Genomic DNA, 25,409 nt, shown 5'->3' on the forward strand with positions numbered 1-25,409 from the left:
GTACCGGTCCGCGTCAGTACTGCCAGCAGTGCTTGAGGGCGATCTTGCCCTCGGTCTTGAACGCGAGGGCGTTGGTCTTCTCCACGCGCTCGCCCATGCCGTTGAGGTCGCTCTTCGAGCTCCCGCTCGGGCCGATCGAGAAGGCGCCGGTGGTGTCCACGCCCGCCCCCAGACCGAGGAAGGCGGTGTTGACGTTGGCGTAGCCCTTGGCGTTGAGGCAGTCCAGCGTCAGCTCGCCGCCGATCGTGCCGTAGAGCGGTCCGTACTTCTCCGTGATCTCCGCCACGACCGTCGTGCCGGAGTCGGCGACGTCGCCGTTGAAGTCGACCGAGACGCCCGCGCCCGCCCCGAGCCCACCCTCGGCGCAGACCGAGTCCTTGCCGTTCTCGATGTTGTGGCAGTACGTCACGCCGCCGCCGATCACGTCGTAGAACGAGCCGCCGATGCAGTACAGACCGGTCGGGTCGCGGTGGCCGACGGGGTCCGAGCCTGCATAGGCGTAGAGGTTGCCGCCTGAGCCGTCGAAGAAGGAGGGGTCGCGGGCGGTGAAGCGGCCGCTCGCGGGGTCGTAGTCGCGCGCGCCCATGCGGACCAGGCCGGTCAGCGGGTCGGCGAGCCCGCCGGCGAAGCCGATCGGGAGGTCGAAGCTCGGGTCGCTCTCCGACAGCAGCCGGCCGAACGCGTCGTAGGCGCGCGTGTCGACGACCGTGCCGTCGCCCTTGAACACGACCTTCGGCGTGCCGGTCTGGTCGGCGCCGACGTAGTAGCGCGTCCCGCCGCGGTCGAAGGCGAGCAGCGCGCCCTCGTCGTCGTAGAGGTAGGTGGTCAGCACGCCGTCGCGGCGCGATGCGGTCAGCCGCAGCGGGTTGCCGGGGTCGCCGTAGAGATACTGCTCGGTGACGCCGCCCTGCGTGCGCGCGACGCGGCGGCCGAGCGCGTCGGAGGCGTAGGTGACGGTCGTGCCGCCGGCCGTCGCCGAGAGCAGATCGCCGGACGCGCCGTAGTGGAACGTGGCGTCGCCGCTCGCGTGCAGGATCCCGTCGGCGTCGAACGTCTGCGCCGGCGCGCCGCCGCGGTTGCCGTCGAGGTCGTAGGCATAGGCCTCGAGCGCGCTCGCGCCCTGCTTGACCGAGGTCAGCTCGCCCAGGCCGTCGTAGCCGTAGTCGAGCGGGGCGACCGTGCCCGCGACGGTCTCGGTCCGCCGGCTCACGCGCCCGCGGGCGTCGTAGGTGAGCTCGGACCTGTACTTCTCCGTCCCGCCGACGCTCAGGCTGCGCGTCGCGAGCCGTCCCAGCGCGTCGTGCGTGTAGGCCGCCGTCAGCGTGCCGTCGGCGATGCCGCTGACGGCGCCGTCGGTGCTCGAGCGCGTGAGCGTGAGCGAGCCCTCCTTGGTGACGAGCCCGTCGGCGTCGTAGCCGTAGGCCGTCTGCGCGGTGTCGGCGCCGGCGGTCAGCGTCGCCTGCGTGAGGCGCAACGCGTCGCCGTACTCGTACGAATACGCGCCGGCGTCCGCGCTCAGCCCGGTCGTCAGCGCGCCGTCGCGCGCGAAGGCGAGCGACTGCCCGCTGCGCGTGACGCTGTCGGGATCCTCGCTCGAGCCGGTGTAGGCGTAGACGTCGGCCTCGTCGCCGTAGCCCTCGCCGGTCTGGCGGCCGGCGGCGTCGTAGGACGGGTCGCGCGCGGCGCCGCTCGGGAGCGTGAACAGCTCGAGCGCGCCGTCGCGGTCGAACGTGCGCGTGTAGCTCCCGCCTCCCGGCGGCGCGTAGCCCATGACGCGTCCGTCGGCGTCGGTGGTGAACGTGTGCACCTGGCCGCTCGGCATCGTCAGCGTGTGCGGAAGCCCGCCGGCGGTATATCCGTAGCGGTAGGTGCGGCCGCCGGGGAGCTGCGCCTCGGTCAGCCGGTCGGCGTCGTCGTAGGCGTAGTGGACGGTGGCGCCGCCGGCGTCGGTGCGCGAGGACACGCGGCCACGCGCGTCGTAGCCGTAGGTCTCCGACTCGCCGCCGCGGGCGATCTTCGCGATCCGCCCGTGCGCGTCGTAGGCGACCGTCACCGGCGCCCCCGCGCCGGCCGAGACGACGCGCCCGCGGGCGTCGAGCGTGGTCGTGGCGGTGCGGCCCGCGGGCGAGGTGACGGTGATCGTGTGCCGCGCCGCGTCGTAGGCCGTGTCGGTCTCCTCGTTGGTGCCGCGCACGACGGCGGTGTCGAGGCTGGTGACGCTCAGCGGATCCTTCGGGTCGGCGAGCACCGCGGTGCGCGACTCGCGCACGGTCGACGTCTTGCCTGCCGGAGTGACGGTGGTCGTCGAGGCCGCGATCGGGGCGAGCATGCCCCAGCGCGGATCCTGGCCGGGTACGGTCGTCGTCTTCGTGCCGTCGGGCCCGGTCAGCACCTGCGTACCGTCGGGGTGCACGATCAGCGTCGTGGTGGCGCCGCTCGGGAGCGTCACCGTGCGCCGCCGGTCGCCCCCGGCCAGCGCCTCGGCCACGTACTTCGTGACGCGCTGCTCGCCGCCGGTGACGTCGACCTCGGTGCGGTCGGCGGTCTCGGTGCGGGCGAGCGTCTGCACGGCGCCGGACGGGCTCGTGTCCTTGGTCAGGCGGCCGCCGGCGTCGTACTCGAACGTCGAGGTGCGGTCGCCGGGCAGCGTGAAGCGGTTCAGCAGGCCGCCGGCGCCGTACGCGAGCGACGTCGTCTCGCCCGCCGGGTCGGTCACGCCCGTCACGCGGCCGCCGCTCATCGCGAGCGTCGTGCGCTGCCCGCCGGGTGCGACGATCGCGGTCGGCGTGCCGTCGGCGGTGCGCTCGATCGCCAGCGTGTTCCCGTCGCCGTCCGCGACGGCGCCGAGGCGGCCGGCCGCGTCGTACGCGAAGCTCCAGCGCACCGCGCCGGTCAGGCCGTCGAGCGTCTTGAGATGGCGGCCCGCCGGATCGAAGACGTAGACCTCGGTCCCGTCGGGGGACGGCAGCGCGACCGAGTCGGGACCGAAGCCCGGCAGCGCCGGCGTGATGCGACGCACGACGTAGCGGCCGTCGCTGATGACCGGGATGCCGTCCGGCTCGACCTCGAGCCCGACGGAGTTGCTCGTGATGTAGGCGCCGTTGGCCGGCGCCCCGTCGGGATCCAGGCACGAGTTGCAGGCCGGCGCCGTGGTGCGGCCGGCAACGGGGTCGATGATCCCGTCGGCGCCGATCTTGACGACCTTCACCGGGCTTCCGGACTGGCGGTAGTCGTCGTTGACGCGCACGTAGAGCGTGCCGTCGGGTGCCAGGGCGACCTTGGTCGGCGCGCCGATCGCGTTGCCGGCGGCGAGCGATCCGGTTGCCACAGGCGCGTTCCTCGGCCCGCCCGCGACGCGGGTGAGGATGCCGTTCGGCGAGACCTTCTGCACGCGCTGCGCGGTCGGGTCGGCGAGGTAGAGCGTGCCGTCGGGCGCGACGGCGATGCCGTAGACGACGCCCAGCGCCTGGTCGCGCGCAGGCTCGCCGGCGCCGAGATCCTGGTCGTCGGCCGCGTTGTCGGTTCCGCCGCCGGCGACCGTGGTGACGATGCCGTTCGGGGCGATCTTGCGCACGACCGCCTTGTTGGCGTTGGAGTAGCCCGCGCGCTCTGAGAAGTAGAGGCTCCCGTCCGGCCCGATCGCGATGTCGCGCGGGTCGGACAGCTTGGCCTGCGCGGCCGGGCCGCCGTCGCCGTTGGCGCCGGAGGCGATGTGGACGGGGCTCGACGTGCTGCTGGACCATTTCGTCCCCGCGATCGTGGAGAGCGTCCCGTCGGGCGCGATCTTCCGGATGTAGCCGACCGACGAGGCGCCATCGGTGACGAAGTAGACGGACCCGTCGGCCCCGATCGCCAGCGCGCCCGCGTCGACGCCGAGGACGGCGCCGAGCGCCGGGCCGCCGTCGCCCGCGGGCTCGCCGGAGAACGCCGGACCGACGCCGCCGCCGATCGCGCGCACCGTGCCATCAGGCGTCGCGCGCCAGATCTGGTGCTGGTTGAGGCCCGAGGAGCCGTAGACGCTGCCGTCCGGCCCGAGCGCGAAGTCGTTGAGGTAGTCGATGCTGACCTTGCTCGCGTCCTGCGGCGCGCCTGTCGGGAACGACCCGCCGGGGCCGACCACGTTGTCGAGCACGGTGCCGAGCGGCTCGCTGCGGATCGTCGTCCCGTCGCCCTTGTAGACCACGCGCTCCTGCGGGTCGTAGCCGTGGTGGACGCTGAGCGTCAGGCCGCCGAGCCCGTCGACCTCGCCGGCGTTCCACGCCCCGATGGCGCGGTGCGTGGTCTGGCGCGAGTCGATCCCGCAGTAGAAGTGCTGGGAGCGGTTGGCGTCCCCGCGCAGCCACGGATTCTGGTTGCCGCAGTAAGGGGCGCCGTTGAACGTCTCCGTGCCCTCCGGAAAGGCGCCGAAGCTGGCTTGGAAGTCGTCCTTCGCGCCGTAGTAGTTGAACTCGTAGACGTAGGTGACGCGTACGGTGGCGACAGGCCGCCCGAGCACGGGGCGCCCGTAGGCGTCCTTGCCGTCCCAGCCGAGCGTGTAGCTCAGGTTCGGCGCGACGTCGTCGAGGCCGGCGCAGGTCACCGACGTCGTGGTCGGGAAGCTCGGGTCGCACCAGCGCTTGGAGAAGTGGCGGCCGGCGACGTCGACCTCGACCTCGACCCCCTTCAGCAGCGGCGGCAGCGAGGCGCCCGTGACCGGTACCTGCAGGCTCGCGGAGGCGTTGTAGCCGGGGCTGCGGCTCGACGTGTAGTCGAGCGCGATCGGGGTGCCGGTGATCGGGATCTCCTCGCCGAGCGTCTGGGACTCGCAGCCGATGATCGAGCCCTTCCTGATGCAGGGGTCGCTCGGGTCCTTCCACTCGAAGTCCTTCAGCTTCGGCGGCTCGGCTCCGGGCGGCGGGCCGTAGGGCCAGTTGAAGTCCCACGGGGTGAAGTGGTCGATCGCCACGCGCCACAGCTCGGTGCCGGCGCCGTAGCGGTGCGCCAGCTCGGTCAGCTCGTCGTCGCCGATGGCCAGCCCGGAGGCGCCGTCGAGCACGGCCTTGCCCCCGGACACGGACGTGATCCTGATCACGCGGCCATCGGCCGACGGCACCCAGCGGCCGGCCGCGCGGTCGTAGTAGGCGGCGGGGACGGGGCTGCCGACCGGCGCGCCGATGAAGTTGGGCGTGTAGTCGATCACCGGCTTGGAGAACGTCACGCTGCTCGTGCCGGCCTGGTCGACGGTGAACTCGGCGGCGTACGTCGGGCCCGCGGTGCCCGGCATCGTGCCCGGCAGGCTGTCGAGGCCCCCGGCGGGGTATTCGGTCACCCGTACGCCGAGCGGCCCGGAGATCGGGCCGCCGGCGGTCGAGGCCTGGTCGCCCTTGGGGAACAGCAGCGTCGAGGGCGGGCCCCCGTTGGGCGGCGCCTCGCCCTCGGCGGCCTGGAACGGCGCGGCGGCGCTCGTGTCGACGCTGGTGACCTTCGCGCTCAGGGGCGTCATCGCGGCGGTGTCGACGATCGCGTAGTCCTGCCACGGCGCGTCGACCAGCCGCTGCACCGGCAGATAGCCGGCCTTCGCGTAGGCCAGCGTGATCCGCGCACCGTTGACGACCATGTCGAACCAGCCGTCGGCGCGCGTGTGCGTGACGCCGTACTCCGGGCGCCCGAGCACGGTGACGGTGACGTCCGGCAGCGGCTCGCCGCGCTCGTCGGTGATCTGGCCGCGCAGGACGGCGACGCGCCGGTCGGAGATCGTGCCGGGCGCGACGCCGGTCTGGACCGCGCCCGACCCCCGATACAGGAACGCGCTCGAGTCCTGCAGGGACGGGACGGTGCCGGGCATGCGCGGGGTGGGAGCGCTCGGTGTCGCGTTGGGCGTGGGCGCCGGCGTCGGCGCGGTGGTCGGCGCCGGCGTCGGCACCGGCGTCGGCACCGGCGTGGCCGGGGAGCCGGCGGGAATCGGCGCGCCGGTCGCGGGCGGCGCCTGGGGAACGCCGAACGCGGGCGCGAGCACGCGCAGCGGCGCGCCCGCGAGGCAGTTGTTGCGCTCGTTCGTCTCGCGCACCTTCGCGCCGGAGTCGGCGCAGGCGATCAGCCGGTAGGCGCCCGATGCCGGCGCCGTCGCGCGCATGTGGATCGTCACGCGCTTGCCGGCCGCGAGGGCCTTGACCTTCGCCGTGGCCAGCCGCGCGTCGTGCTTGTCCGCCTTGGCGTCGGCCGAGAGCAGCAGCTGCAGCGTGCTCGCGTGCGCCTTCGCGCGACCGATGTTGCGGATCGTGACGGTCAGCTGCAGCGACGCGCCCGGCCGGACGGTCGCGGGCGCGCCGCTCAGGGCCGCGGCCCGTAGGTCGGGGCCGCGCCTGGCGGCCCCCGCGGCGGTGGGCGCGAGCAGCGCCACGGCGATCGCGAGGATCGCGCACCGAGCTTCCTTGCCGGTCATCGTGCGTTGACTATCCGGAGGCCATGCGCCGGCGCAAGAGCCAAGCCCAAAGTTCAGGGGAGATCTTGGGGGGTGTCGCTAATGTGCCGCGGCTGTGGATGCCTTCCAGGCCATCGTCCTCGGCATCGTGCAGGGACTGACGGAGTTCCTGCCGATCTCGAGCACCGCGCACCTGCGCATCGTTCCCGCCTTCTGCGGCTGGGAGGATCCGGGCTCCGCGTTCACCGCCGTCGTACAGCTCGGAACGATGGCCGCGGTGCTGATCTACTTCCGCGAGGATCTCTGGCGGATCGCCAAGACCTGGTGGCTGAGCCTGCGCCGGCCGGAGCTGCGGTCGACGCGCGACGCGCGGATGGGCTGGTACATCGGCCTCGGAACGATCCCGATCGGCATCTTCGGCTTCATCTTCCGCGACCAGATCGAGAGCGGCGGGCGCGACCTGTACCTGATCGGCTGCACGCTGATCGTGATGGGTCTCGTGCTGCTGTACGCCGAGCACGTCGCCAAGCGCAACCGCGACCTGACCCGGATCGACTCTCGCGACGCGACGGTCATCGGCTTCGCGCAGGCGCTCGCGCTCGTCCCGGGCGTCTCGCGCTCCGGGGCGACGATCACCGCCGGCCTGTTCCGCGATTTCGACCGCGAGTCGGCCGCGCGCTACTCGTTCCTGCTCTCCGTGCCCGCCGTCGTGCTGTCCGGCCTGTTCGAGGCGCGCAAGATCGGGGATCCCGGCGGCGCCGGCTTCGCGCCGACGCTGATCGCCACGGTGCTCGCCTTCATCGTCGGCTATGCGTCGATCGCGTGGCTGCTGCGCTGGCTGGTGGGCCACTCGACCGCCGTGTTCGTCGCGTATCGCGTCGGCCTCGGTGCGCTCGTGCTGGCGCTCACCGCCGCCGGCGCGATCTCTTAACATCATTCGGAATGGCCGTTCGCGAGCGCGTGCGCATGGCGCCGTCCGTCTTCCGCCTGCCGGTCGAGAAGCTCCGCGACGGCTACTACTCGGACGCGTACTTCAACCTGACGAAGTCGCTGCTGGAGGCGGACGACCACCATCCGCGCGTGCTGATGCAGGTCTTCCAGCGCAATGAGTCGATCCTCGGCGGCATCGACGAGGCGATCGCGGTGATCAAGCAGGGCGCGGGCCACTACGACGGCGATCGTTGGGTCGACGGCTGGGACCGCCTCGACGTGCGGGCGCTGCACGAGGGCGACGAGATCTCCCCGTGGGAGACCGTGCTGACGATCGAGGGCGACTACGCGGACTTCGCCCATCTGGAGACCGTCTATCTCGGCGTGATGGCACGCCGCACGTTGATCATGCGCAACGTGCGCGAGGTCGTCGACGCCGCGCGCGGCAAGCCGATCCTCTACTTCCCCGCCCGCCACGACCACTGGCTGGTGCAGACCGGCGACGGCTGGGCCGCGCACATCGCGGGCGCGATCGGCGTCTCGACCGACGCGCAGGCGTCATGGTGGGGCGGCCGCGGCGTGGGGACGGTCCCGCACGGGCTGATCGCGGCCTACGGCGGCGACACCGCCTTGGCCGCGCGCAAGTTCGCCGATCGCTTCAAGCGCGACATGAACGTCACCGTCCTGGTCGACTTCGAGAACGACTCGGTCAAGACCGCGCTCGAGGTCGCCGAGGTGCTGGGCGAGGACCTCTGGGGCGTGCGGCTGGACACGTCCGACAAGCTCGCCGACGCCTCGCTGCAGCGCCTGCACGGGACTGCGGCTCCGACGGGCGTCGCCGCCGAGCTCGTGCACCTGGTGCGCGACGAGCTCGACGCTCACGGCCTCCCCGCCGTGAAGATCGTCGCCTCGGGCGGCTTCAACGCGTCGCGCATCCACGAGTTCGAGGAGGCCGGCGTGCCGGTCGACTCCTACGGCGTCGGCTCGTCGCTGATCCGCGGCGCGAACGACTTCACGGCCGACGTGGTGATGGTCGACGGGCGCCCGTGCGCGAAGGTCGGCCGCGAGCTGCGCCCCAACCCGCGCCTGGAGCCCGTCCGCTGACTCTCGCCGGCCTCGAGGCGCTCGTCACGGAGCTGTGCGCCGTCCCGGCTCCGTCAGGCGCCGAGGCGGAGCTCACCGGCCTGCTGGAGCGGCGCTGGGCGCCGCGCTGCGTGGAGGTCCGCCGCGACGCGGTCGGCAACCTCATCGCCCGCGCGGGCGGCGCCGGGCCGCGGCTGCTCGTGCAGGCGCACATGGATCAGGTGGGCTACCTCGTCCGCCACGTCACCGACGAGGGGTTCCTGCTGCTCGACGGTTCGCAGGGCGACCGGCGCATGGGTCCCGAGCGGCGCCACCCGGTCGGCCAGCCGGTCCGCGCGCTCGCCCGCGACGGCTCGTGGCTCGAGGGCCTGCTCGCCGCGGCCAGCGGGCACGTGCTGACCGCGGCGCAGCGCGAGGAGCATCGCCTCGGCTACGACGACTTCTGGGTCGAGCTCGGACTCCCGGACCGCGAGGCCGTGGTCGGCGCCGGGATCCACGTCGGGTCGCCCGTGGTGTTCGCCGCGCCGGTGCGCCGGATCGGCGAGCTGCTCGCCGGGCCGGCGATGGACGACCGCGTCGGCCTCGCGCTCATGGACGCGCTGCTCGACGCGGTGGCGGACGGGACGCTCGGATGCGAGCTGTGGCTGGCGGCGACGGTCCAGGAGGAGAACGGGCTGCACGGCGCCCGGGCGCTCGCGCACGCCGAGCGCTTCGACGCGGCGATCGCGCTCGACGTCGGCCTCGTCGGCGACATCCCGGCGGTCCAGGAGCGCGAGCACCCGACGCGCCTCGGCGCCGGACCGATCGTCGTGCACCGCGACACCGGCATCGTCTACGACCGCGCGCTCAGCCAGCACCTGCTGGCGCTCGCCGCCGCCAACGGCGTGCCGGCCCAGGACGGGCTGTTCGCCGGCTACGGCTCGGACGGCCTGGCGCTGGCGGAGTCCGGCTCGCCGACGGCGCTGCTCACGGTGCCGACACGCTACACGCACACCGCGTTCGAGACGATCCACCCGGGGGATCTCACGGCGACCGTCGAGCTGCTGCGCCTGCTCGCCGCCGGCGGGCCGCCATCTGGCAGGCTGTGAGCGTGGAGCTGATCGAGCGACTGCTGGGAATCGACGTGTCGGCGCTGTCGGACGCCGACAAGACTTTGCCCGTGCTTGACCCGGGGATCCGGGCCATGATCCCCGATGTGCGGATGGCGGGCACGGCGTTCACCGTCCTCGCCGAGGACGACCATCTGCCGGTGATGAGCGCGCTCGCCGAGGCCGGCCCCGGCGACGTGCTCGTGATCGCGACCAACGGCGGGTCGCGCGCCGTCTTCGGCGAGCTGTTCGCGACCGAGGCGCACCGGCGCGGGCTGGCCGGGATCGTGGCGGACGGGTTCTGCCGCGACCTCCAGGGTCTGCGCCGGATCGGGCTGCCCGTGTTCGCGCGCGGTACGACGCCGCGCTCCGGCACGACCGTGTCGCGCGCCGCGCTCGGCGCGGCGATCCGCTGCGGCGGGGTGGAGATCGGCCCGGGCGACATCGTGTTCGGCGACGACGACGGCGTGCTGGTCGCGCCGGCGGCCGGCATCGAGGCCGCGCTGGAGGCCGCCGAGCTGATCGGCCGCAGCGAGCGCGCCATCCTCGCCGCGCAGGCCCGCGGCGAGGCGCTGCACGGACTCACCAACCACGCCGATCACGTCGCGGCGCTCGACCGCGGCGAGTCCAGCGCCCTGGCGTTCCTGGTCGATGCCTGACTTCGCGCACGCATTCGCGCGCCGGACGCGCCTGCGCGGCGGCGACGAGCTGACCGCGATCCTCGCCGGCAGCCCGCCCGGCGTGCTGTCGATGACCGGCGGCTTCCCGAATCCGGCGACGTTCGCCACCGACGAGCTCGACGCGATCGCCGGGCGGCTCGTGCGCGAGGACGCCGCGGTCGCGCTGCAGTACACGCCCTGCACCGGCATCCCGAGCGTGCGCGAGTACCTGATCGAGCGCCAGGAGGAGCTGCAGGGCCGGCGCCCCGCGACCCGCGAGCTGATGGTGACCAGCGGCGGGATGGAGTGCATCGCGCTGATGTGCCAGGCGCTGATCGATCCGGGCGACGCGGTCGCCGTCGAGGCTCCGACGTACCTCGGCGCCCTGATGGCGTTCGGCGCCGCGGAGGCCGAGGTCGTGCCGGTCGCGATGGACGAGGACGGCCTGCTCGTCGACGCGCTCGCCGAGCGGCTCGAGGCCGGCGTGCGCCCGAAGTTCCTCTACACGATCCCGGACTACCAGAACCCGACCGGGCGGACGCTGCCGCTCGAGCGCCGCCGCGCGCTGGTCGAGCTGTGCCGGCGCCACGGGGTCCTGATCCTCGAGGACGTCGCGTACCGCGAGCTGACCTTCGGCGGCGCGTCGCTGCCGACGCTGTGGTCGCTCGCGCCGGACGTCGTGCTCCAGGCGGGGACGTTCTCGAAGATCCTCTTCCCCGGCGTGCGGCTCGGGTGGGCGGCCGGTCCGGCGGACGTGATCGCCGAGCTCGCCGCGGCCAAGCAGAACACCGATCAGTGCGCGGGCGGCCTCGGGCAGCGCCTCGTGGAGGAGTACGGCCGCGCGGGCGGGTTCGAGCGCCACCTCCCGGCGGCCAGGGCGCTGTACGCGTCGCACTGGGCGGCGCTGTCGGGCGCGCTCGCTGCGACGATGCCCGCGGAGGTCTCCTGGACCGAGCCGTCCGGCGGCTTCCTGACGCTGGTGACGCTGCCGGAGGGCATCGACACGCTCGCGCTGCGCCCCGCCGCGCTGGCCGCCGGCGTGGCCTACGTCCCCGGGCCGCCGTTCTACGTCGGCGACGCGGGCGCGAACACGCTCCGGCTCTCGTTCAGCCACCTGGGCGAGGCGGACCTCGCCGCCGCGGCGGAGCGCCTCGCAGGCGTCGTGCGCGAGGCGCTCGAGCGGCGGGCGGCGGCCTAGGAGCCTGTTGGACTTTCCCCGCCGCGCGATGCGGCACGCCCGCGGCGCCGGATTGGCCGGGCCCGTGCCCAGGAAGACGCGCCGGTATGCCTAGGCACGGGCCCGGCGCCCGGCATCCACGGGCGCACCACCTCGCATCGACGGATCGAAGATCAACAGACTCCTAGATCAGCGGGACGAAGCGCACGCGCTCGAGCGAGGTCCGCTCCAGGCCCGCGGCGCCGCGGCGCAGGAGCACGAGCCGCTGCTCGCCGTTCTCGACCGGCGCGACGAGCCGGCCGCCGGGGGCGAGCTGTTCCTCGAGCGCGTGCGGGATCTCGGCGCCGGCGGCGGCGACGTTGATCGCGTCGAACGGCGCGGCGTCCGGGAAGCCGCGCGTGCCGTCGCCGACGGCGAGCGTGACGTTGTGCACGTCAGTGGCCTGCAGGTTGCGGGCGGCCGCCGCCGACAGCGCGGCGTGGCGCTCGACGCTCCAGACGTGCGCGACCAGCCGGGCGAGCACCGCCGCGTGGTAGCCGGAGCCGGTGCCGACGTCGAGCACGCGCTCGTCCCCTTCGAGCTCGAGCAGCTCGCACATGCGCGCGACCACCAGCGGCTGGGAGATGGTCTGGCCGCAGCCGATCGGCAGCGGCGCGTTCTCCCACGCCTGCTCGGCCAGCTCCTGCGGGACGAACGCGTCACGCGGGACGGCGGCGATCGCCTGCAGGACACGCTCGTCGACGACGTGCTTGCGCAGCGTGGCGAGCAGCTTGTCCTTCACACGATCACGCCTCCGGCCGCGCGGATCTCCTCGAGCGCCCGCTCGGAGTCGCCCGGCTGCACCTCGACGCCCCGCACGCCCGCGCCGTCGACCGTGACCGCGAACCCCTGGCGCAGGCCGTCGAGCGCCGTGTGCTTGACGCAGTAGTCGGTCGCCAGCCCGACGATCGTCAGGGTGTCGATCCCGCGCTCGCGCAGCAGCGACTCCAGCGCCGTCCCCTCGAAGCCGCTGTAGCCCTCGGCGTCGGCCGTCACGCCCGTGTCGATCACGTCCTCGACGCGCGAGCGGTCGAACGCCGGGTGGAAATCGGCGCCGGGCGTGCCCTGGACGCAGTGCGCCGGCCACGGCCCGCCCTGCTGCCGGAACGAGCGGTGATCGGCCGGGTGCCAGTCGCGCGTCGCGACGACCAGGTCGAAGTCGCCCGAGGCGGCGAGGGCGTTCACGCGCGGCGCGATCTCGTCGCCGCCGGCGACGGCGAGCGCACCGCCGGGGGTGAAGTCGTTCTGGAAGTCGACTACGACGAGCGCGCGGCCCATATCGTGCCCGCCAGGTCCTCTTCACCGTGGCCGGCGGCGATCGCCTTGGCCATCTGGTCGCGGATCGCGGCGGGGAGCGGCAGGTCGAGACCTGCCGCGCGGGCGGCTTCGTCCACCAGGCCGGCGTCCTTGGCCGCGTGGGCGAGCGGGAAGCTCGGCTGGAAGTCGCGCTCGATCATCGCCGTGCCCTTGAGATTGGCATACGGGGAGCCCATCGGGGCACCGTCGATGATGTCGAGGAACAGCTGCGGATCGAGCTCCAGCCCCTCTGCGAGCGCGATCGACTCGGCGACGCCCTCGACCAGCGTGACGATCCACAGGTTGAGCACGAGCTTGAGCTTCGTTGCGGCGCCGATCTCGTCGCCGAGGTCGACCACCTTGGCGGCCACCGGCTCGAACACCGGGCCCAGCCGGTCGCGTCCCGGCCCCGACGCGAGCACGGTGAGCTTGCCCTGCTCGGCCGGCTGGCGCGTGCCGAGCACCGGACCGTCGGCGAACTGCGCCTCGCCGGCGAGCCGCGCCAGCCGCTCGGTCGCCGCGATGCCGACGGTGCTCGACTGCCACCAGACCTGGCCGGCCTCGAGCGCGACGCCGTCCATCACCGACTCGACCGCGTCGCCGTCGGACAGCATCGTGATCAGCACGTCGGCGCCCTCGGCGGTCGGCGCCTCGAGCACCTCGAGGCCCATCTCCTCGGCCTTGGCGCGCGTGCGGTTCCACACGCGCACGTCGTGGCCGGCGGCGGCGAGGTTGCGGGCCATGGGCGCACCCATGATGCCCGTGCCCAGCACCACGATCCGCATCAGAATCTCAGGACCGCGCCGATCCCGCCCAGCGGCTGGAGATCGTCGAAGTAGCGCACCACGACCGGGCTCGCGGACTGCTCGAGCGCCTTCTCGATCGCCGGCTCGACGATGTCCTCGACGGGCTCGCCCGCGTCGGCCTCCTCGGGCAGCAGCAGCCCGGCCTCGAAGTCCCGCCGCCCGCCGGCGCGGAAGTTCTCGGCGATCAGCAGCGTCTCCACCCGCGCCTGGTTGAGCGCGTCGAGCACCTGCGAGATCCCGGCGGCGCCGCGGCCGCCGCGGCCCACGGCCTCCACGAGCCGGTCCAGCGCCTCGCGCTCGCACTTGCGCGCGTGCGCCTCGATCGCGACCGCCGCCTCGGCGCGGACCTCGTCCAGCGACGCGTTCTCCACGTCGACGCCGATCTTGCCCGCGATCCGCTCGCGCAGGTACGGGTGCAGCTTGCCCTTGAACTCGTGCAGCAGCTCCTCCGGCGCGCCGATCAGCACGCGGTCCACCCCGCGCCGCTTGTAGATCTCGAACGCGACCTCTGCGGCACGGCCGAGGTGGTCGGACACGTCCTTCTCGATCGAGCGCTGGTAGTTGAGCTGCGACCAGCCGCCCTGGTCGTGCTGGGAGTGCACGTCGTCGACGATCCGGTCGGTCTCCGCCAGCGCGTCACCGGGACCGACGAAGATGCGCGCAGCGCGCCGGTTGGTGAGGACGACCATCCACTGCTCGTCGGTGCCCTGCATCACCAGCGGCTCCACGAACGCGGTGCGGTCCAGCACCACCTTGGAGTCGACCGGGCGCCGCAGCCGGACGACCTCCAGCAGGCCGGCCTCGCCGCAGGCGAAGACCGCGACCCCGCGCGTCCCGTTGCCGGCGATGCCCGAGCCGGCCAGCACCTCGCCGACGCGCTCGACGTCGGCGCGCAGCCCGATGCGCTCCTCGTGGCTCAGGCCCTCCTTGGACTCGATCTTGTGCGCCGCCGCCGTCATCACCGACGTGATCGCCGACGATCGCGCGGGAGGCGTGGCGAACTCGGTCGGATCGAGGTTCAGGAAGACGGACAGCACGCGACCGCGCTCCGGGCGCACGTCTGCGAGCGCGCGAAGGCGGGTCTGAGTGATCGGTTCGGCCATGTTCGGTCGCCTACCCCACGGGTGCGGAGGTCGAACCGCGGGGTGTGAGCACCCGCACGCGCGGCTCGCCGCCGGTCGTCGGCTTCGCCTCGGGTACCACGCCGAGGCCTTCGAGCATGACGAAGAACGCGCGTGCGAAGGGCGACTCGCCGGTTCGCGCACGGACGTCGTCCCAGTCGATGCGCTCGCGCAGCGCGCGCGAGATCGCCAGCAGCGACTCGTAGCGCAGGGCGTGCTCGGACAGCGCCATCAGCTTGGTGACCAGCACGTCCTCGAGCGCCATCACGCGCATCTCCATGCCCAGGACGGAGAGTACCTCCCCGCGTGCGAGCGCCTCGTCGTCCATCGGGATGCCCTTGGGAGCGAAGATCAGGTCGACCAGGGTGTTGCCGTCCCACGCCTTGACCAGCCACTCCTCGGGCGGATCCTCGAAGCGCATGCCGGCCTCCTCGAGCGCGGCGACCGCGCGCTCGACGTCCTCCGGCTTGATCATCAGGTCGAGGTCGTGCCGCGTCTCCGGCCCGCCGCGGGCCCAGCTCGCCAGGCTGCCGCCGAGCAGGAACGGGACACCGGCCCGCCGCAGGGCCGCAGCCGAGCGCTTCAGCGCCTGCTCGAGATCGGAGAACGGCTGCTCGTCTTCACTCGCCATGGGTACCTCATTACCCGGATCGGGTAGCCGCACAGCGATGGACCAGTGCCGGATACGGATCGCTGCCGCAGGGGACATCCACTTCGGCGAGCGCCCGAACGACCGTGAGCGCGCCGCCGAGGCGTTCGGCGGGCTCGCCGGGCGCGCCGACGTCGTGCTGCTGGCCGGCGACCTGACGACGCACGGCGAGCCAGAGCAGGGCGCGATCGTCGCCGGCGCAGTGCGCGACCTCGACATCCCGGTCGTGACCGTGCTCGGCAACCACGACTGGCACTCCAACCAGGCGGGCGAGCTGACCGCGGTGCTCCAGGAGGCCGGGATCACGGTGCTGGACCGCTCGCACACGATCCTCGACGTGTGCGACGTCGAGGTCGGGATCGCCGGCGCGAAGGGGTTCGTCGGCGGGTTCGCGGGCAGCCACCTGCCCGATTTCGGCGAGCCGTCGCTGCGCGCGGTCTACGCCGAGGGGATGGACGAGGTGCGCGGGCTCGACGAGAGCCTGCGCGCGATCGCGCTGTGCCCGTTCCGGATCGCGCTGCTGCACTACGCGCCCACGAGCGACACGCTGGTCGGCGAGCGCCGCGACATCTGGACGTTCCTGGGCACCGACCGCCTCGCGCCGCCGATCCTCGAGCACGCGCCGAACCTCGTCCTGCACGGCCACGCGCACGCCGGGACCTTCGAGGGCAGGGTCGGCGAGGTGCCCGTCTACAACGTCTCGGTTCCGGTACTCGGCGAGGACTGGTGGGTCTTCGAGCTGGCGGGGGAGGCCCGGGCGCCCTCGGAAGTGCGCTGAGAGACTAGGCTCAGCGGTCACTAACCCTCCTTCACGGGAGCTGAACCTGTGTCTGACAATTCCTTCGACGCCCGTGCCGACCTCGAGGTCGGCGGGCGCAGTTATGAGATCCATCGCCTGGACGCCCTGCAGGAGCGCTTCGACGTAGCGCGCCTGCCCTTCTCCTTGAAGGTGCTGCTCGAGAACCTGCTGCGCAACGAGGACGGCGTATCCGTCCGCAAGCAGGACATCGAGGCGCTGGCGGGCTGGGACCACACCGCCGAGCCATCCAAGGAGATCGCCTTCACGCCCGCGCGCGTGGTGATGCAGGACTTCACCGGCGTGCCCGCGGTGGTCGACCTCGCCGCAATGCGCGACGCGATGGCCGACCTCGGCGGCGATCCGGCGAAGATCAACCCGCTGGTGCCGGCCGAGCTGGTGATCGACCACTCCGTGCAGGTCGACGTGTTCGGCACGCGGGATGCCTTCCGCATCAACGCCGAGCGCGAGTTCGAGCGAAACAAGGAGCGCTACGCGTTCCTGCGCTGGGGCCAGGGCGGGTTCGAGGGCTTCGTCGTCGTCCCGCCCGACACCGGCATCGTGCATCAGGTCAACCTCGAGTACCTCGCCCGCGTGGTGTTCGAGAACGAGGGGACGCTGTATCCCGACACGCTGGTCGGGACCGACTCGCACACGACGATGATCAACGGCCTCGGCGTGCTCGGCTGGGGCGTCGGCGGCATCGAGGCCGAGGCGGCGATGCTCGGCCAGGCGATGCCGCTGCTGATCCCGCGCGTGGTCGGCTTCAAGCTGTCGGGCGCGCTGCCCGAGGGCGCGACGGCGACCGACCTCGTGCTCACGGTCACGCAGATGCTGCGCGAGCACGGCGTCGTCGGCAAGTTCGTCGAGTTCTACGGCCCGGGCATCCCGAACCTGCCGTTGGCCGACCGCGCGACGATCGGCAATATGAGCCCGGAGTTCGGCTCGACGTGCGCGATGTTCCCGATCGACGCCGAGACGCTGCGCTACCTGGAGTTCTCCGGGCGCTCGAAGGAGCGGATCGAGATCGTCGAGGCCTACGCGCGCGCCCAGGGCCTGTGGCACGACGAGGACTCCGAGGAGCCGACCTACTCCGAGACGCTGGAGCTGGACCTCGGCGACGTCGTGCCGTCGCTGGCCGGCCCGAAGCGCCCGCAGGACCGGGTCTCGCTGACGGAGTCCAAGGCCGCGTTCCGGCTCGCGCTCGAGGACCTGCTGCCGGAGAAGGACTCGCGCGGCGTCGACGAGGAGGTCGCGGAGTCGTTCCCGGCGTCCGACCCGCCCGGCCACAACGGCAGCGGCTCCGGGCACGACGACTCCGAGCCCGTCCACGGCGGCACCGGCGGCCTGCAGGTCGCCGAGCGCGAGGAGCACGCGGTGCCGGTCACGCTCGCCGACGGCAGCGAGACCGAGCTCGACCACGGCCACGTGGTGATCGCGGCGATCACGTCCTGCACGAACACGTCGAACCCGTCGGTCATGCTCGGCGCGGGCCTGCTGGCCAAGAACGCCGTCGAGCGCGGTCTGAAGGCCAAGCCGTGGGTCAAGACATCCTTGGCCCCGGGGTCGAAGGTCGTCATGGAGTACTACGAGCGCGCCGAGCTCATCCCGTACCTGGAGCAGCTCGGCTTCCACCTCGTCGGCTACGGGTGCACGACCTGCATCGGCAACTCCGGCCCGCTGCCGGAGGAGATCTCCGCGGTCGTGCAGGCCGAGGACCTCGCGGTGGTGAGCGTCCTCAGCGGCAATCGCAACTTCGAGGGCCGCATCAACCCCGACGTGAAGATGAACTACCTCGCGTCGCCGCCGCTGGTGGTCGCCTACGCGCTGGCGGGGACGATGGACATCGACCTGCTCGACGAGCCGCTCGGGCAGGACTCCGAGGGCGCCGACGTCTACCTCAAGGACGTCTGGCCCTCCGCCGAGGACGTCGCCCGGCTGGTCGAGGAGGCCGTCCACGAGGACATGTTCACGTCCTCCTACGGCGAGGTCTTCGACGGCGACGAGCGCTGGAACTCGCTCGAGGTGCCCGAGGGCGACCGATTCGCGTGGAACCCGGAGTCGACGTACGTGCGGCGGCCCTCGTTCCTCGAGAACGTGCCGAAGGAGCCGACCACGCCCGGCGACATCGAGGGCGCGCGCGTGCTCGCCAAGCTCGGCGACAGCGTCACGACCGACCACATCTCACCCGCGGGCGCGATCAAGAAGGGCTCGCCGGCCGCGCTGTACCTCAACGAGCACGGGGTCGAGCAGAAGGACTTCAACTCCTACGGCTCCCGCCGCGGCAACCACGAGGTGATGGTGCGCGGCACGTTCGCCAACATCCGCCTGCGCAACCAGCTCGCGCCGGGCACGGAGGGCGGCGTCACGCGCCATCTGCCGGACGGCGAGGAGATGTCGATCTACGACGCGGCGATGAAGTACGCCGAGGAGGGCGTCCCGCTGGTGGTCCTGGCCGGCAAGGAGTACGGCTCGGGCTCCTCGCGCGACTGGGCTGCCAAGGGCACCAACCTGCTGGGCGTGCGCGCGGTGATCGCGGAGTCCTTCGAGCGCATCCACCGCTCCAACCTGGTCGGCATGGGCGTGCTGCCGCTGCAGTTCATGGATGGGGAGAACGCGGAGTCGCTCGGGCTGTCGGGGGAGGAGGAGTTCTCCATCACCGGCATCGACGGCGGCGAGGCCAAGGAGGTCACCGTCCGCGCCGGCGACAAGGAGTTCACCGCGCGCGTGCGCATCGACACCCCGAAAGAGGTGCAGTACTTCCAACACGGCGGCATCCTCCCGTTCGTGCTGAGGCAGCTGCTCGCGCAGTAACCTCCCCCGCCGCATGTCGCTGCCTGAAACGCTCCACAAGCTGGTGACCGCCGCCGGGCCCTCGGGGTACGAGCAGGCGCCGGCGGCCGTCTTCCGCGAGGCGGCCGCCGCGTTTGCGGAGGTCTCCTACGACTCGGTCGGCTCGACCGTCGCCCGCGTGCCCGGCACCGGCGACGGTCCGTCGGTCGCGGTCGTCGGCCACATCGACGAGATCGGCCTGATCGTCCACCACATCGACGACGACGGGTACCTGTGGTTCACGGGCGTCGGCGGCTGGGATCCGATCATCCTCGTGGGCCAGCGGGTCGAGGTGGCGACGCGCGCGGGGCGCATCGCGGGCGTGGTCGGCAAGAAGCCGATCCACCTGATGCGCGACGACGACCGCAAGAAGGTGCCGCAGCTCAAGGACCTGCACATCGACATCGGCGCCGCCGACGGCGACGCGGCGCGCCGCCTCGTGCGCATCGGCGACGTCGCGGTGATCGACGCGGAGCCGGTGGAGCTGCCGAACGGGCGCTACGTCTCGCGCTCGTTCGACAACCGGCTCGGCTGCTACGTCGCGCTGGAGGCCGCGCGGCTCGTCTCGGAGGCGGGCGGGGCAACGGGGGACGTGTTCGCGGTCGCGGTCACGCAGGAGGAGATCACCTTCGGCGGCGCGCGGACGACCGCGTACTCGCTGGAGCCCGACATCGCGATCGTCGTCGACGTGACGTTCGCCACCGACCAGCCGGGGATCGACGAGAAGGAGCTCGGCAAGCACCGGTTCGGCTCAGGCGGCGTGCTCAACCGCGGCTCGACGATGGACCCGCAGGTGTTCGAGCTGCTGCACGCGGCGGGCGAGGAGGAGGGCATCCCGTTCACCGTCTCCGCCTCGGCGCGGGCGACGGGGACCGACGCGGACGCGTTCCACATCTCGCGCGGCGGGATCCCCACGGGCGTCGTGTCCGTGCCGCTGCGCTACATGCACTCTCCTGTCGAGATGGTCCAGCTCGACGACGTGGACAACGCGGCCCGGCTGATCGCGGCCTTCGCGCGCCGGCTGCGCCCGGACATCGACTTCAAGCGCTGAAGCCTCTACTGCTCCTGTTCGACATCGACGGCACGCTGCTGCAGCGTGCCTCGGTGGAGCACGCCCTGGCGCTGCGGGAGGCCGCCGCGATGGTGCACGGGCTGCCGTCGCTGGACGGCCACGTCGTCGAGGCGGCAGGGCGGACCGACCTGGCGATCGGGCGCGACCTGCTGCTGGCGGCCGGGGTGACGGCGGACCGGATCGACGCCGAGCTCGGAGCGGTGGCCGGCGCGACGGTCGAGGCGTTCGAGCGGCTGTGCCCGCGGGACCTCTCCAACAAGCTCGCGCCGGGCGTGTTCGCGCTGCTGCCGAAGCTCGCGTCGCGGCCGCACCAGTACCAGCTCTCGCTCGTGACCGGGAACCTCGAGGCGGTCGCGCGGCTGAAGCTCGATCGCGCGGGCATCGGCGGCTACTTCCCGCCGGGCCAGGGCGCGTTCGGCTCGGACTCCGAGAACCGCGACGAGCTGCCGGCGATCGCCCGCTCGCGCGCGGCCCTGCCGGCATGGCCGCGCGAGCGGACGGTCGTGATCGGCGACACGCCGCGCGACATCGCGTGCGCGCGGGCGGACGGCGTGCGCGTGGTCGCGGTGGGGACGGGCCCGTTCGGGGTCGAGGCACTGGCGGACGCGGACGCCGTGGTGAGCGACGCCCGCGCCCTGCTGCCGGTGCTCGAGGACTGGATCAGCGCCCCGGAGTGACCACCGCCGCGGCTCCTCCGCCACGGCGCTTCGGCTCGGCCACGGCGACGAAGCTCGGGCCGCGCCTACGGCTCTTTCCGCGCCGGAACTCGATCCCGGTCGCGGCGCCGATCTCGTTCCCCGCCGGCAGCCGGTACGCCTCCTTGTAGGTGCTGATCAGCTGCTGCCCCTCGGGCGCGGACTGGAACGCCGGCTCGGCCTCCGTGGTCGCCGAGTTGCGCTGGCTCGCGCGCGGCGCGGCGATGGCGTCGGGCAGCGTCATGTGGAGGTCGATCCGGTCGACCAGTATCTGCAGCACCGTCGTGATGATCGAGGCTCCGCCGGGCGAGCCGACGGTCATGAACGGCTGCTTCCGTCGCGTGACGATCGTCGGCGCGATCGAGGAGCGCGGCCGCTTGTGCCCCTCTGCGCGGTTCGGGGCGGTGGTGGACGCGGTGTCGAAGTCGGTCAGCTCGTTGTTCAGCAGGAAGCCGTAGCCGGGGACGACGATGCCGTTGCCGCCGGTCTGCTCGATCGTGAACGTGTAGGCGACGACGTTGCCCGAGCGATCGGCGACGCTGAGGTGGGTGGTGGAGCCGACGCGGTCGACCGAGGCGGCGTCGCCGGCGGGCACGGTGGCGGCCGGCTCGCCCGCCGCTACGGGGCCCTGCGGCGCGGTAGCGCCGATCAGCGCGGCGCGCTGGGCGGCGTAGCCGCCACTGAGCAGCCCCGCAAGGGGGTTGCGCACGAAGGCAGGGTCGCCGAGGTAGGCGTTGCGGTCGGCATACGCGAGCCGCGAGGCCTCGAGGTAGCGGTACAGCGTCTGGATGCGGCTGGCCGGCGGCGTGCTGTGCTGGAGGATGTTCAGCGCTTCGAGGCTCGTCGTGCCGCCCGAGGACGACGGGGGCATGCCCCACACCTCGTAGCCGTGGTAGTCGATGTGGACCGGGACGCGGCGCCGGACGCGGTAGACGCTGAGGTCGCTCTTCGTCATCAGCCCCTTGCGCCAGGTGTGTGTCGCGGTCGGGGCGAGCGGCGGGTTGTCGGCGGCCGCCACGATCGCGGCGGCGAGTGGGCCGCGGTAGAACCCGCGCTCGACGCCCTTGCGGGCGATCAGCCTGTACGTCTTCGCGAGGTCAGGGTTGCGGATCGTGCTGCCGACGTCGCGCGGCGTGCCGTCGGGGTCGAGGTAGATCGCCGCCGTCGAGGGCACGTCGGCGAAGTAGGGGACGTTCGGGGTCGTCTGGTCGAAGAACGTCTGGTCGACGGTGAAGCCGTGCTCGGCGACCCTCTCGCCGTAGCTCAGTGCCTTGGCGAGCGAGTACGTGCCGTAGCGGCGCAGGACGTACTCCCACAGCGCGGGCGTGCCGGGGACGCCGGTGCTCAGGCCGCTGTAGCGGTTGATGGGGAACTGCGCGTCGGTCGGCGGCTGCCCGTCGATGAAGAACGAGTTCGGCGTCATCGCCTTCGGCGAGGTCTCGCGCGAGTCCAGTGTGACGATCCGGCCGCTGCTTCCCTCGCGGATCGTCATGTAGCCGCCGCCGCCGACCCCGCTGCTGTACGGCTCGACCACGCCGAGCACGCTCGCGGCCGCGATCGCCGCGTCGAACGCGTTGCCGCCCTTGCGCAGGACGTCGATCGCCGCTCGGGTAGCGAGCGGATCCACGCTCGCCGCCGCTCCGCCGGTGCCTCGGGCGGTCGGCTGCTTCTCCTGTGCCGCCGCGACCGGCGCGGCAAGGACCGCGCACGCGGCGGTGACGCCGAGCAGCGTCCGGACTCGTCGCATCATCAACGCCTCCCTGTGGAACTATGCCGGAGGCTCGCTTACCCCTTCGCCTGGGGTCACAAGCTCATCGTCGACTCGTGATGCGCAGGACCGCGGTCTCCGTCGGCGCGCCGGCCCGCTGTCGCAGCCGGGTGACGTAGACGGCGTCGGCGGCGGTGGCGGTCGTCGTCAGCGTGATCGCCTCGCCGGCGCGGGGACGCGGCCAGAGGTCGCGGCGGTGCCCAGGCGCGTTCTTGTGCTTGCCGCCTTCCTCGCCGGCGTCGCGGCGGCCGGTCGGCACGGTGCCGTAGAGCGCGCGGTCGCGCGCGGGCGACCGCCGGGCGAGCGGTCCGGTCAGCACCTGCTGGCGGCGGTAGGTGGCGCAGACGTAGACGAGCTGCCCGTTCAGCGCCGACGGCCCCCGCAGCTGGGCGCGGGCCTGGCGGCGCAGCGTCGTCCGCGCGCCGGTCGCGAGGTCGATCCCGTCGATGCGCCTGGCGGCGACGTCGAAGACCAGGAGGCCGCCGTCGAGCGCCGGGCGGCCCGCGTCGATCGCCACGCGCGCGACGGCGCCGAAGCCGGTCGGGAGGATGGGCGCGACCCACAGCGCGGTGGCGGCCCGCCACGCGACATAGGTCGCCGACACCGCGACGGCGTTGACGCCGGCGGCCGGGATGGCGCCGACGTTCGCGACCACCACGGCGTCGCCGGCCACCCACGCGACGCGGCCGCCGCCGACCGCGGGACGCGCGCCGGGAGCGGGCTGGATCCCGGCCGGCCCGCGCAGCTCGCCGATCCCGCCGGGGCGGTGCAGCGCGAGCGTCGCCCCGTCCGCGCTGGGGTCGGCGAACCCGGGCGCCGCGATCGTCGCGGCGGCCTGGGCGGGGGAGGCGAACAGGGCGATGGCGCAGGCGGCGAGCGCGGCGGCGTCGACGGCGCGCAGCGAGCGCAGGATGCGCGGCCGCTCGGCCATCGCCGCCGCGAACGCGCCGCCGCCCGAGGGCGCGAGCGCGATCACCGGCAGCGCGCGTCCGGCGCCGAACGCGAGCCCTGCCGCCGCTCCGAGCGCGGGATCCCCGAGCGCCACGCTGATCCCCGCCAGCGCCCACACGGCGAACGAGAGGATGAAGGTGGTGAAGCCGAGGCCGAGCAGGACGCCGTAGAGGCCGGCGGCGAGCGGCACTGGCATGACGCGTCGCCAGGACTCCGGCACCTGGCGCCGGACCTGCGGGACGATGCGAGCGCCGCGCGCCTCCCCGGCGGCGGCAGCGAGTGCGACGAGCGCCGCGACCGCGGGCGCGCCGGCGCCGAGCGCCCGCCCGAGCAGCGAGAGGCCGCCGAACGTGACGACGCCTCCGGCGAGCGCGCCGAGGGTGAAGGTCACGCACGCGACGACGGTCGTCCTCACCCGCCCGGCGTAGCCCGCGGGCGCGAGCGTCTCGACCATCGAGAACCCGCACGGCGACCACGCGCCGGTCACGCCGGCGGCCACGGCGGCGACGACGATCACCGCCGTCAGCACTTCACCCTCGTGTCGTAGTACGTGACGCAGAAGACCTTGCGGCCGTGGTAGCAGTAGCCCGTCAGCGCCCCGTCGCCGTTGATCCGGTTGCGGACGTATCCGCAGCAGTCGACGAGCTTGCGCACGTGGCCGCCGCAGCAGCGGTACCACGCGCCGTCGATCTGCGGCTTGAACCCGTGCGCGGCGCCCGCGGCGGTGCACACGCGCGTGCGCGACGCCTTGGGGAGCGGCGCGCCGTCGGCATCGACGAGCGGGCGCCCGTCGTCGCCCACCGGATCGCCCTGCGCGTCGACGTAGCGGCCGAGGTCGTCGACGGGGCGGCCGTCAGCGGCCTTCAGCGGGAAACCCTTCGCGTCGATGCGTGGGAGGCCGGTGGGATGCGGGCACGAGTCGGTCGTGTAGATGTGGCCGCAGAAGTGGTATGCCTCGGCCTCGCCGGGCGCCACCAGCGCCCCGACCGTGCGGGCGCCCGCGAGTCCCATCACGGCGCCGCCGACCTTGGCGAGGAAGCCCCGCCGCGAGCTCGACGCCGCGACTGAGTCCGCGATCCGCCCGCCCGCGCCCGCACCGTCACGCGACGCTCCGCCGCGCCGCCTCAAGCCCGCACGGCTCCTCGCCGCCGCTCCGCCGCCGCCAGCACGGTCTCGAGCTGGGCACCGGTGTTGAACGTGCCCTTCGCGAGCACCGTCCCATCGGCGTCGAGCGCGACCGCGAACGGACTCCCAGGCACGTCAGCCGCCGCCCAGGCGTCCGCATCGGTGACCTCGTCGAATGTCCGCAGCACGATCGCCGAGTGCATCCCGAACGCGGCGACCGTCGGCGCCAGCGCCCGGCAGAGCCCGCAGCCCTCCGAGGTGAACACGGCGAGTCCGACCTGCGCGAACGAGATCTCGCCGCCGAACGCGTCCCAGAGCGGCGAGCGCGCACCGACCTCCGGCCCCTCGTGCGAGACCTCCAGCGCCCCGCGCGGCGACACCGCCAGCCGGAGCATCCCGACCTCGCGGGCCAGCGCGAGCACCACCACGCCCAGCGCGGCCAGCCCGAGCAGTGCGACGGCCAGCCCGATCGCGAGCCACCCCTCACTCGACACCTCGTCGCGCGGCAGCAGCGGCAGCAGCGCGAGCCCGGCGGCGAGCGCCGCGGCCCGCCCGGCCGATCCCGACCCGACCCGCCCGCGAGCGCCGAAGCACCCGCACGGAGCCCCACGCCGCCCGGCCGCGATCGCCCCGACCTGCACCGCACACGCCGCGGCCATCAGCACCGCCGCGGCCTCCGAAGCCCAGTCCAGCCCGGCGCCGACAGCGACGCCGAGACCACCCTCGACCACGACCAACCCAGCCCACACGGGCCACGTGAACCGCCGGATCCCGTACGTCCCCAGCGCCTCCCGAGCCGCCGCCCCATTGAAGGCCTTCAGGCCGGCAGCGGCGATCAGGACGAGCCCGAGGACCAAGCAGGCGACAACCGACACCATGTAAGACCGCGAACCTACAGCACCAGGCGGGGAAGGGCGGCACC

19 protein-coding genes are annotated in these 25,409 nt (G+C 73.2%); 9 read left to right on the forward strand and 10 right to left on the reverse strand.

From position 1 onward, the window contains the following. Window positions 1–13: 13 nt before the first annotated feature. The gene (locus tag H958_RS0103155) at window positions 14–6,421 is read right to left on the reverse strand and encodes an NHL domain-containing protein (protein WP_028057584.1); all 6,408 of its coding nucleotides are present in this window, start codon (window positions 6,419–6,421) and stop codon (window positions 14–16) included. Between the two features lie 94 nt (window positions 6,422–6,515). Between H958_RS0103155 and H958_RS0103160 the strand changes: the two genes are divergently transcribed. Genes H958_RS0103160 through H958_RS0103180 form a run of 5 tightly spaced genes read left to right on the forward strand, consistent with a single transcriptional unit; the run spans window position 6,516 to window position 11,358 of the window. Further along, the gene (locus tag H958_RS0103160) at window positions 6,516–7,331 is read left to right on the forward strand and encodes an undecaprenyl-diphosphate phosphatase (protein WP_028057585.1); all 816 of its coding nucleotides are present in this window, start codon (window positions 6,516–6,518) and stop codon (window positions 7,329–7,331) included. Between the two features lie 11 nt (window positions 7,332–7,342). Further along, the gene (locus tag H958_RS0103165) at window positions 7,343–8,434 is read left to right on the forward strand and encodes a nicotinate phosphoribosyltransferase (RefSeq protein ID WP_028057586.1); all 1,092 of its coding nucleotides are present in this window, start codon (window positions 7,343–7,345) and stop codon (window positions 8,432–8,434) included. Further along, on the forward strand, window positions 8,377–9,501 hold the full coding sequence (locus H958_RS0103170; protein WP_051323743.1) for a M42 family metallopeptidase: 1,125 nt from the start codon (window positions 8,377–8,379) through the stop codon (window positions 9,499–9,501). The genes H958_RS0103165 and H958_RS0103170 overlap by 58 nt, the downstream gene beginning before the upstream one ends. A 2-nt stretch (window positions 9,502–9,503) precedes the next feature. Further along, complete coding sequence (locus tag H958_RS0103175; protein ID WP_196807176.1) at window positions 9,504–10,160, forward strand: RraA family protein; 657 nt, start codon at window positions 9,504–9,506, stop codon at window positions 10,158–10,160. Then, window positions 10,153–11,358: an aminotransferase-like domain-containing protein gene (locus H958_RS0103180; RefSeq protein WP_028057588.1), complete on the forward strand. Its 1,206-nt coding sequence runs from the start codon at window positions 10,153–10,155 to the stop codon at window positions 11,356–11,358. Before H958_RS0103175 ends, H958_RS0103180 begins: the two co-directional genes overlap by 8 nt. A 163-nt stretch (window positions 11,359–11,521) precedes the next feature. Here H958_RS0103180 and H958_RS0103185 read toward each other — a convergent pair whose 3' ends face one another. The 5 genes from H958_RS0103185 to H958_RS34665 are packed head-to-tail and all read right to left on the reverse strand — an operon-like array spanning window position 11,522 to window position 15,230. Beyond that, window positions 11,522–12,118, reverse strand: a complete 597-nt coding sequence (locus tag H958_RS0103185) for a protein-L-isoaspartate(D-aspartate) O-methyltransferase (protein WP_028057589.1) — start codon at window positions 12,116–12,118, stop codon at window positions 11,522–11,524. Next, on the reverse strand, window positions 12,115–12,654 hold the full coding sequence (locus tag H958_RS0103190) for a nicotinamidase (protein WP_028057590.1): 540 nt from the start codon (window positions 12,652–12,654) through the stop codon (window positions 12,115–12,117). Before H958_RS0103190 ends, H958_RS0103185 begins: the two co-directional genes overlap by 4 nt. After that, a complete protein-coding gene (locus H958_RS0103195) occupies window positions 12,633–13,457 on the reverse strand; it encodes an NAD(P)-dependent oxidoreductase (RefSeq protein ID WP_051323744.1) in 825 nt (274 codons plus the stop codon). The genes H958_RS0103190 and H958_RS0103195 overlap by 22 nt, the downstream gene beginning before the upstream one ends. Next, window positions 13,457–14,581, reverse strand: a complete 1,125-nt coding sequence (locus H958_RS0103200) for a baeRF10 domain-containing protein (RefSeq protein WP_028057592.1) — start codon at window positions 14,579–14,581, stop codon at window positions 13,457–13,459. The genes H958_RS0103195 and H958_RS0103200 overlap by 1 nt, the downstream gene beginning before the upstream one ends. A 10-nt stretch (window positions 14,582–14,591) precedes the next feature. Further along, window positions 14,592–15,230: a nucleotidyltransferase gene (locus tag H958_RS34665; protein WP_051323745.1), complete on the reverse strand. Its 639-nt coding sequence runs from the start codon at window positions 15,228–15,230 to the stop codon at window positions 14,592–14,594. 37 nt (window positions 15,231–15,267) lie between these two features. On the opposite strand from H958_RS34665, the gene H958_RS34670 reads away from it, so the two are divergent. The 4 genes from H958_RS34670 to H958_RS34675 are packed head-to-tail and all read left to right on the forward strand — an operon-like array spanning window position 15,268 to window position 20,625. After that, window positions 15,268–16,026 carry a metallophosphoesterase family protein gene (locus tag H958_RS34670; RefSeq protein ID WP_037408869.1) on the forward strand — a complete coding sequence of 253 codons (759 nt, stop codon included), beginning with the start codon at window positions 15,268–15,270 and terminating at the stop codon, window positions 16,024–16,026. Window positions 16,027–16,074: 48 nt separating this feature from the next. Then, the gene (gene acnA / locus H958_RS0103215) at window positions 16,075–18,858 is read left to right on the forward strand and encodes an aconitate hydratase (protein WP_028057593.1); all 2,784 of its coding nucleotides are present in this window, start codon (window positions 16,075–16,077) and stop codon (window positions 18,856–18,858) included. Between the two features lie 13 nt (window positions 18,859–18,871). Further along, window positions 18,872–19,927, forward strand: coding sequence for a M20/M25/M40 family metallo-hydrolase (locus H958_RS0103220; RefSeq protein ID WP_028057594.1), 1,056 nt, complete (start codon window positions 18,872–18,874; stop codon window positions 19,925–19,927). A gap of 23 nt (window positions 19,928–19,950) precedes the next feature. After that, complete coding sequence (locus tag H958_RS34675) at window positions 19,951–20,625, forward strand: haloacid dehalogenase-like hydrolase (protein ID WP_255325398.1); 675 nt, start codon at window positions 19,951–19,953, stop codon at window positions 20,623–20,625. Here the strand turns inward: H958_RS34675 and H958_RS0103230 are convergent. The 4 genes from H958_RS0103230 to H958_RS0103245 form a co-directional block, all read right to left on the reverse strand. Beyond that, the gene (locus tag H958_RS0103230) at window positions 20,609–22,393 is read right to left on the reverse strand and encodes a gamma-glutamyltransferase family protein (RefSeq protein ID WP_028057595.1); all 1,785 of its coding nucleotides are present in this window, start codon (window positions 22,391–22,393) and stop codon (window positions 20,609–20,611) included. The two genes, H958_RS34675 and H958_RS0103230, sit on opposite strands and share 17 nt — an antisense overlap. A gap of 61 nt (window positions 22,394–22,454) precedes the next feature. Further along, window positions 22,455–23,891, reverse strand: a complete 1,437-nt coding sequence (locus H958_RS0103235; protein WP_028057596.1) for a hypothetical protein — start codon at window positions 23,889–23,891, stop codon at window positions 22,455–22,457. Next, window positions 23,885–24,490: a hypothetical protein gene (locus H958_RS0103240; protein ID WP_028057597.1), complete on the reverse strand. Its 606-nt coding sequence runs from the start codon at window positions 24,488–24,490 to the stop codon at window positions 23,885–23,887. Before H958_RS0103240 ends, H958_RS0103235 begins: the two co-directional genes overlap by 7 nt. Continuing rightward, on the reverse strand, window positions 24,487–25,365 hold the full coding sequence (locus H958_RS0103245) for a MauE/DoxX family redox-associated membrane protein (protein ID WP_156027644.1): 879 nt from the start codon (window positions 25,363–25,365) through the stop codon (window positions 24,487–24,489). The genes H958_RS0103240 and H958_RS0103245 overlap by 4 nt, the downstream gene beginning before the upstream one ends. Window positions 25,366–25,409 lie beyond the last annotated feature (44 nt).

This window comes from Candidatus Solirubrobacter pratensis, from assembly GCF_000425945.1.
Lineage (GTDB): Bacteria > Actinomycetota > Thermoleophilia > Solirubrobacterales > Solirubrobacteraceae > Solirubrobacter > Solirubrobacter pratensis.

What these genes read in the sequence shown, in the direction of transcription:
- H958_RS0103245 (WP_156027644.1), bottom strand. Translation starts at nt 25,365, where the DNA reads ATGGTGTCGGTTGTCGCCTGCTTGGTCCTCGGGCTCGTCCTGATCGCC.
- H958_RS0103190 (WP_028057590.1), bottom strand. Translation starts at nt 12,654, where the DNA reads ATGGGCCGCGCGCTCGTCGTAGTCGACTTCCAGAACGACTTCACCCCC.
- H958_RS0103165 (WP_028057586.1), top strand. Translation starts at nt 7,343, where the DNA reads ATGGCCGTTCGCGAGCGCGTGCGCATGGCGCCGTCCGTCTTCCGCCTG.
- H958_RS34665 (WP_051323745.1), bottom strand. Translation starts at nt 15,230, where the DNA reads ATGGCGAGTGAAGACGAGCAGCCGTTCTCCGATCTCGAGCAGGCGCTG.
- H958_RS0103200 (WP_028057592.1), bottom strand. Translation starts at nt 14,581, where the DNA reads ATGGCCGAACCGATCACTCAGACCCGCCTTCGCGCGCTCGCAGACGTG.
- H958_RS34670 (WP_037408869.1), top strand. Translation starts at nt 15,268, where the DNA reads ATGGACCAGTGCCGGATACGGATCGCTGCCGCAGGGGACATCCACTTC.
- H958_RS0103195 (WP_051323744.1), bottom strand. Translation starts at nt 13,457, where the DNA reads ATGCGGATCGTGGTGCTGGGCACGGGCATCATGGGTGCGCCCATGGCC.
- H958_RS0103180 (WP_028057588.1), top strand. Translation starts at nt 10,153, where the DNA reads ATGCCTGACTTCGCGCACGCATTCGCGCGCCGGACGCGCCTGCGCGGC.
- H958_RS0103230 (WP_028057595.1), bottom strand. Translation starts at nt 22,393, where the DNA reads ATGATGCGACGAGTCCGGACGCTGCTCGGCGTCACCGCCGCGTGCGCG.
- H958_RS0103155 (WP_028057584.1), bottom strand. Translation starts at nt 6,421, where the DNA reads ATGACCGGCAAGGAAGCTCGGTGCGCGATCCTCGCGATCGCCGTGGCG.
- H958_RS0103220 (WP_028057594.1), top strand. Translation starts at nt 18,872, where the DNA reads ATGTCGCTGCCTGAAACGCTCCACAAGCTGGTGACCGCCGCCGGGCCC.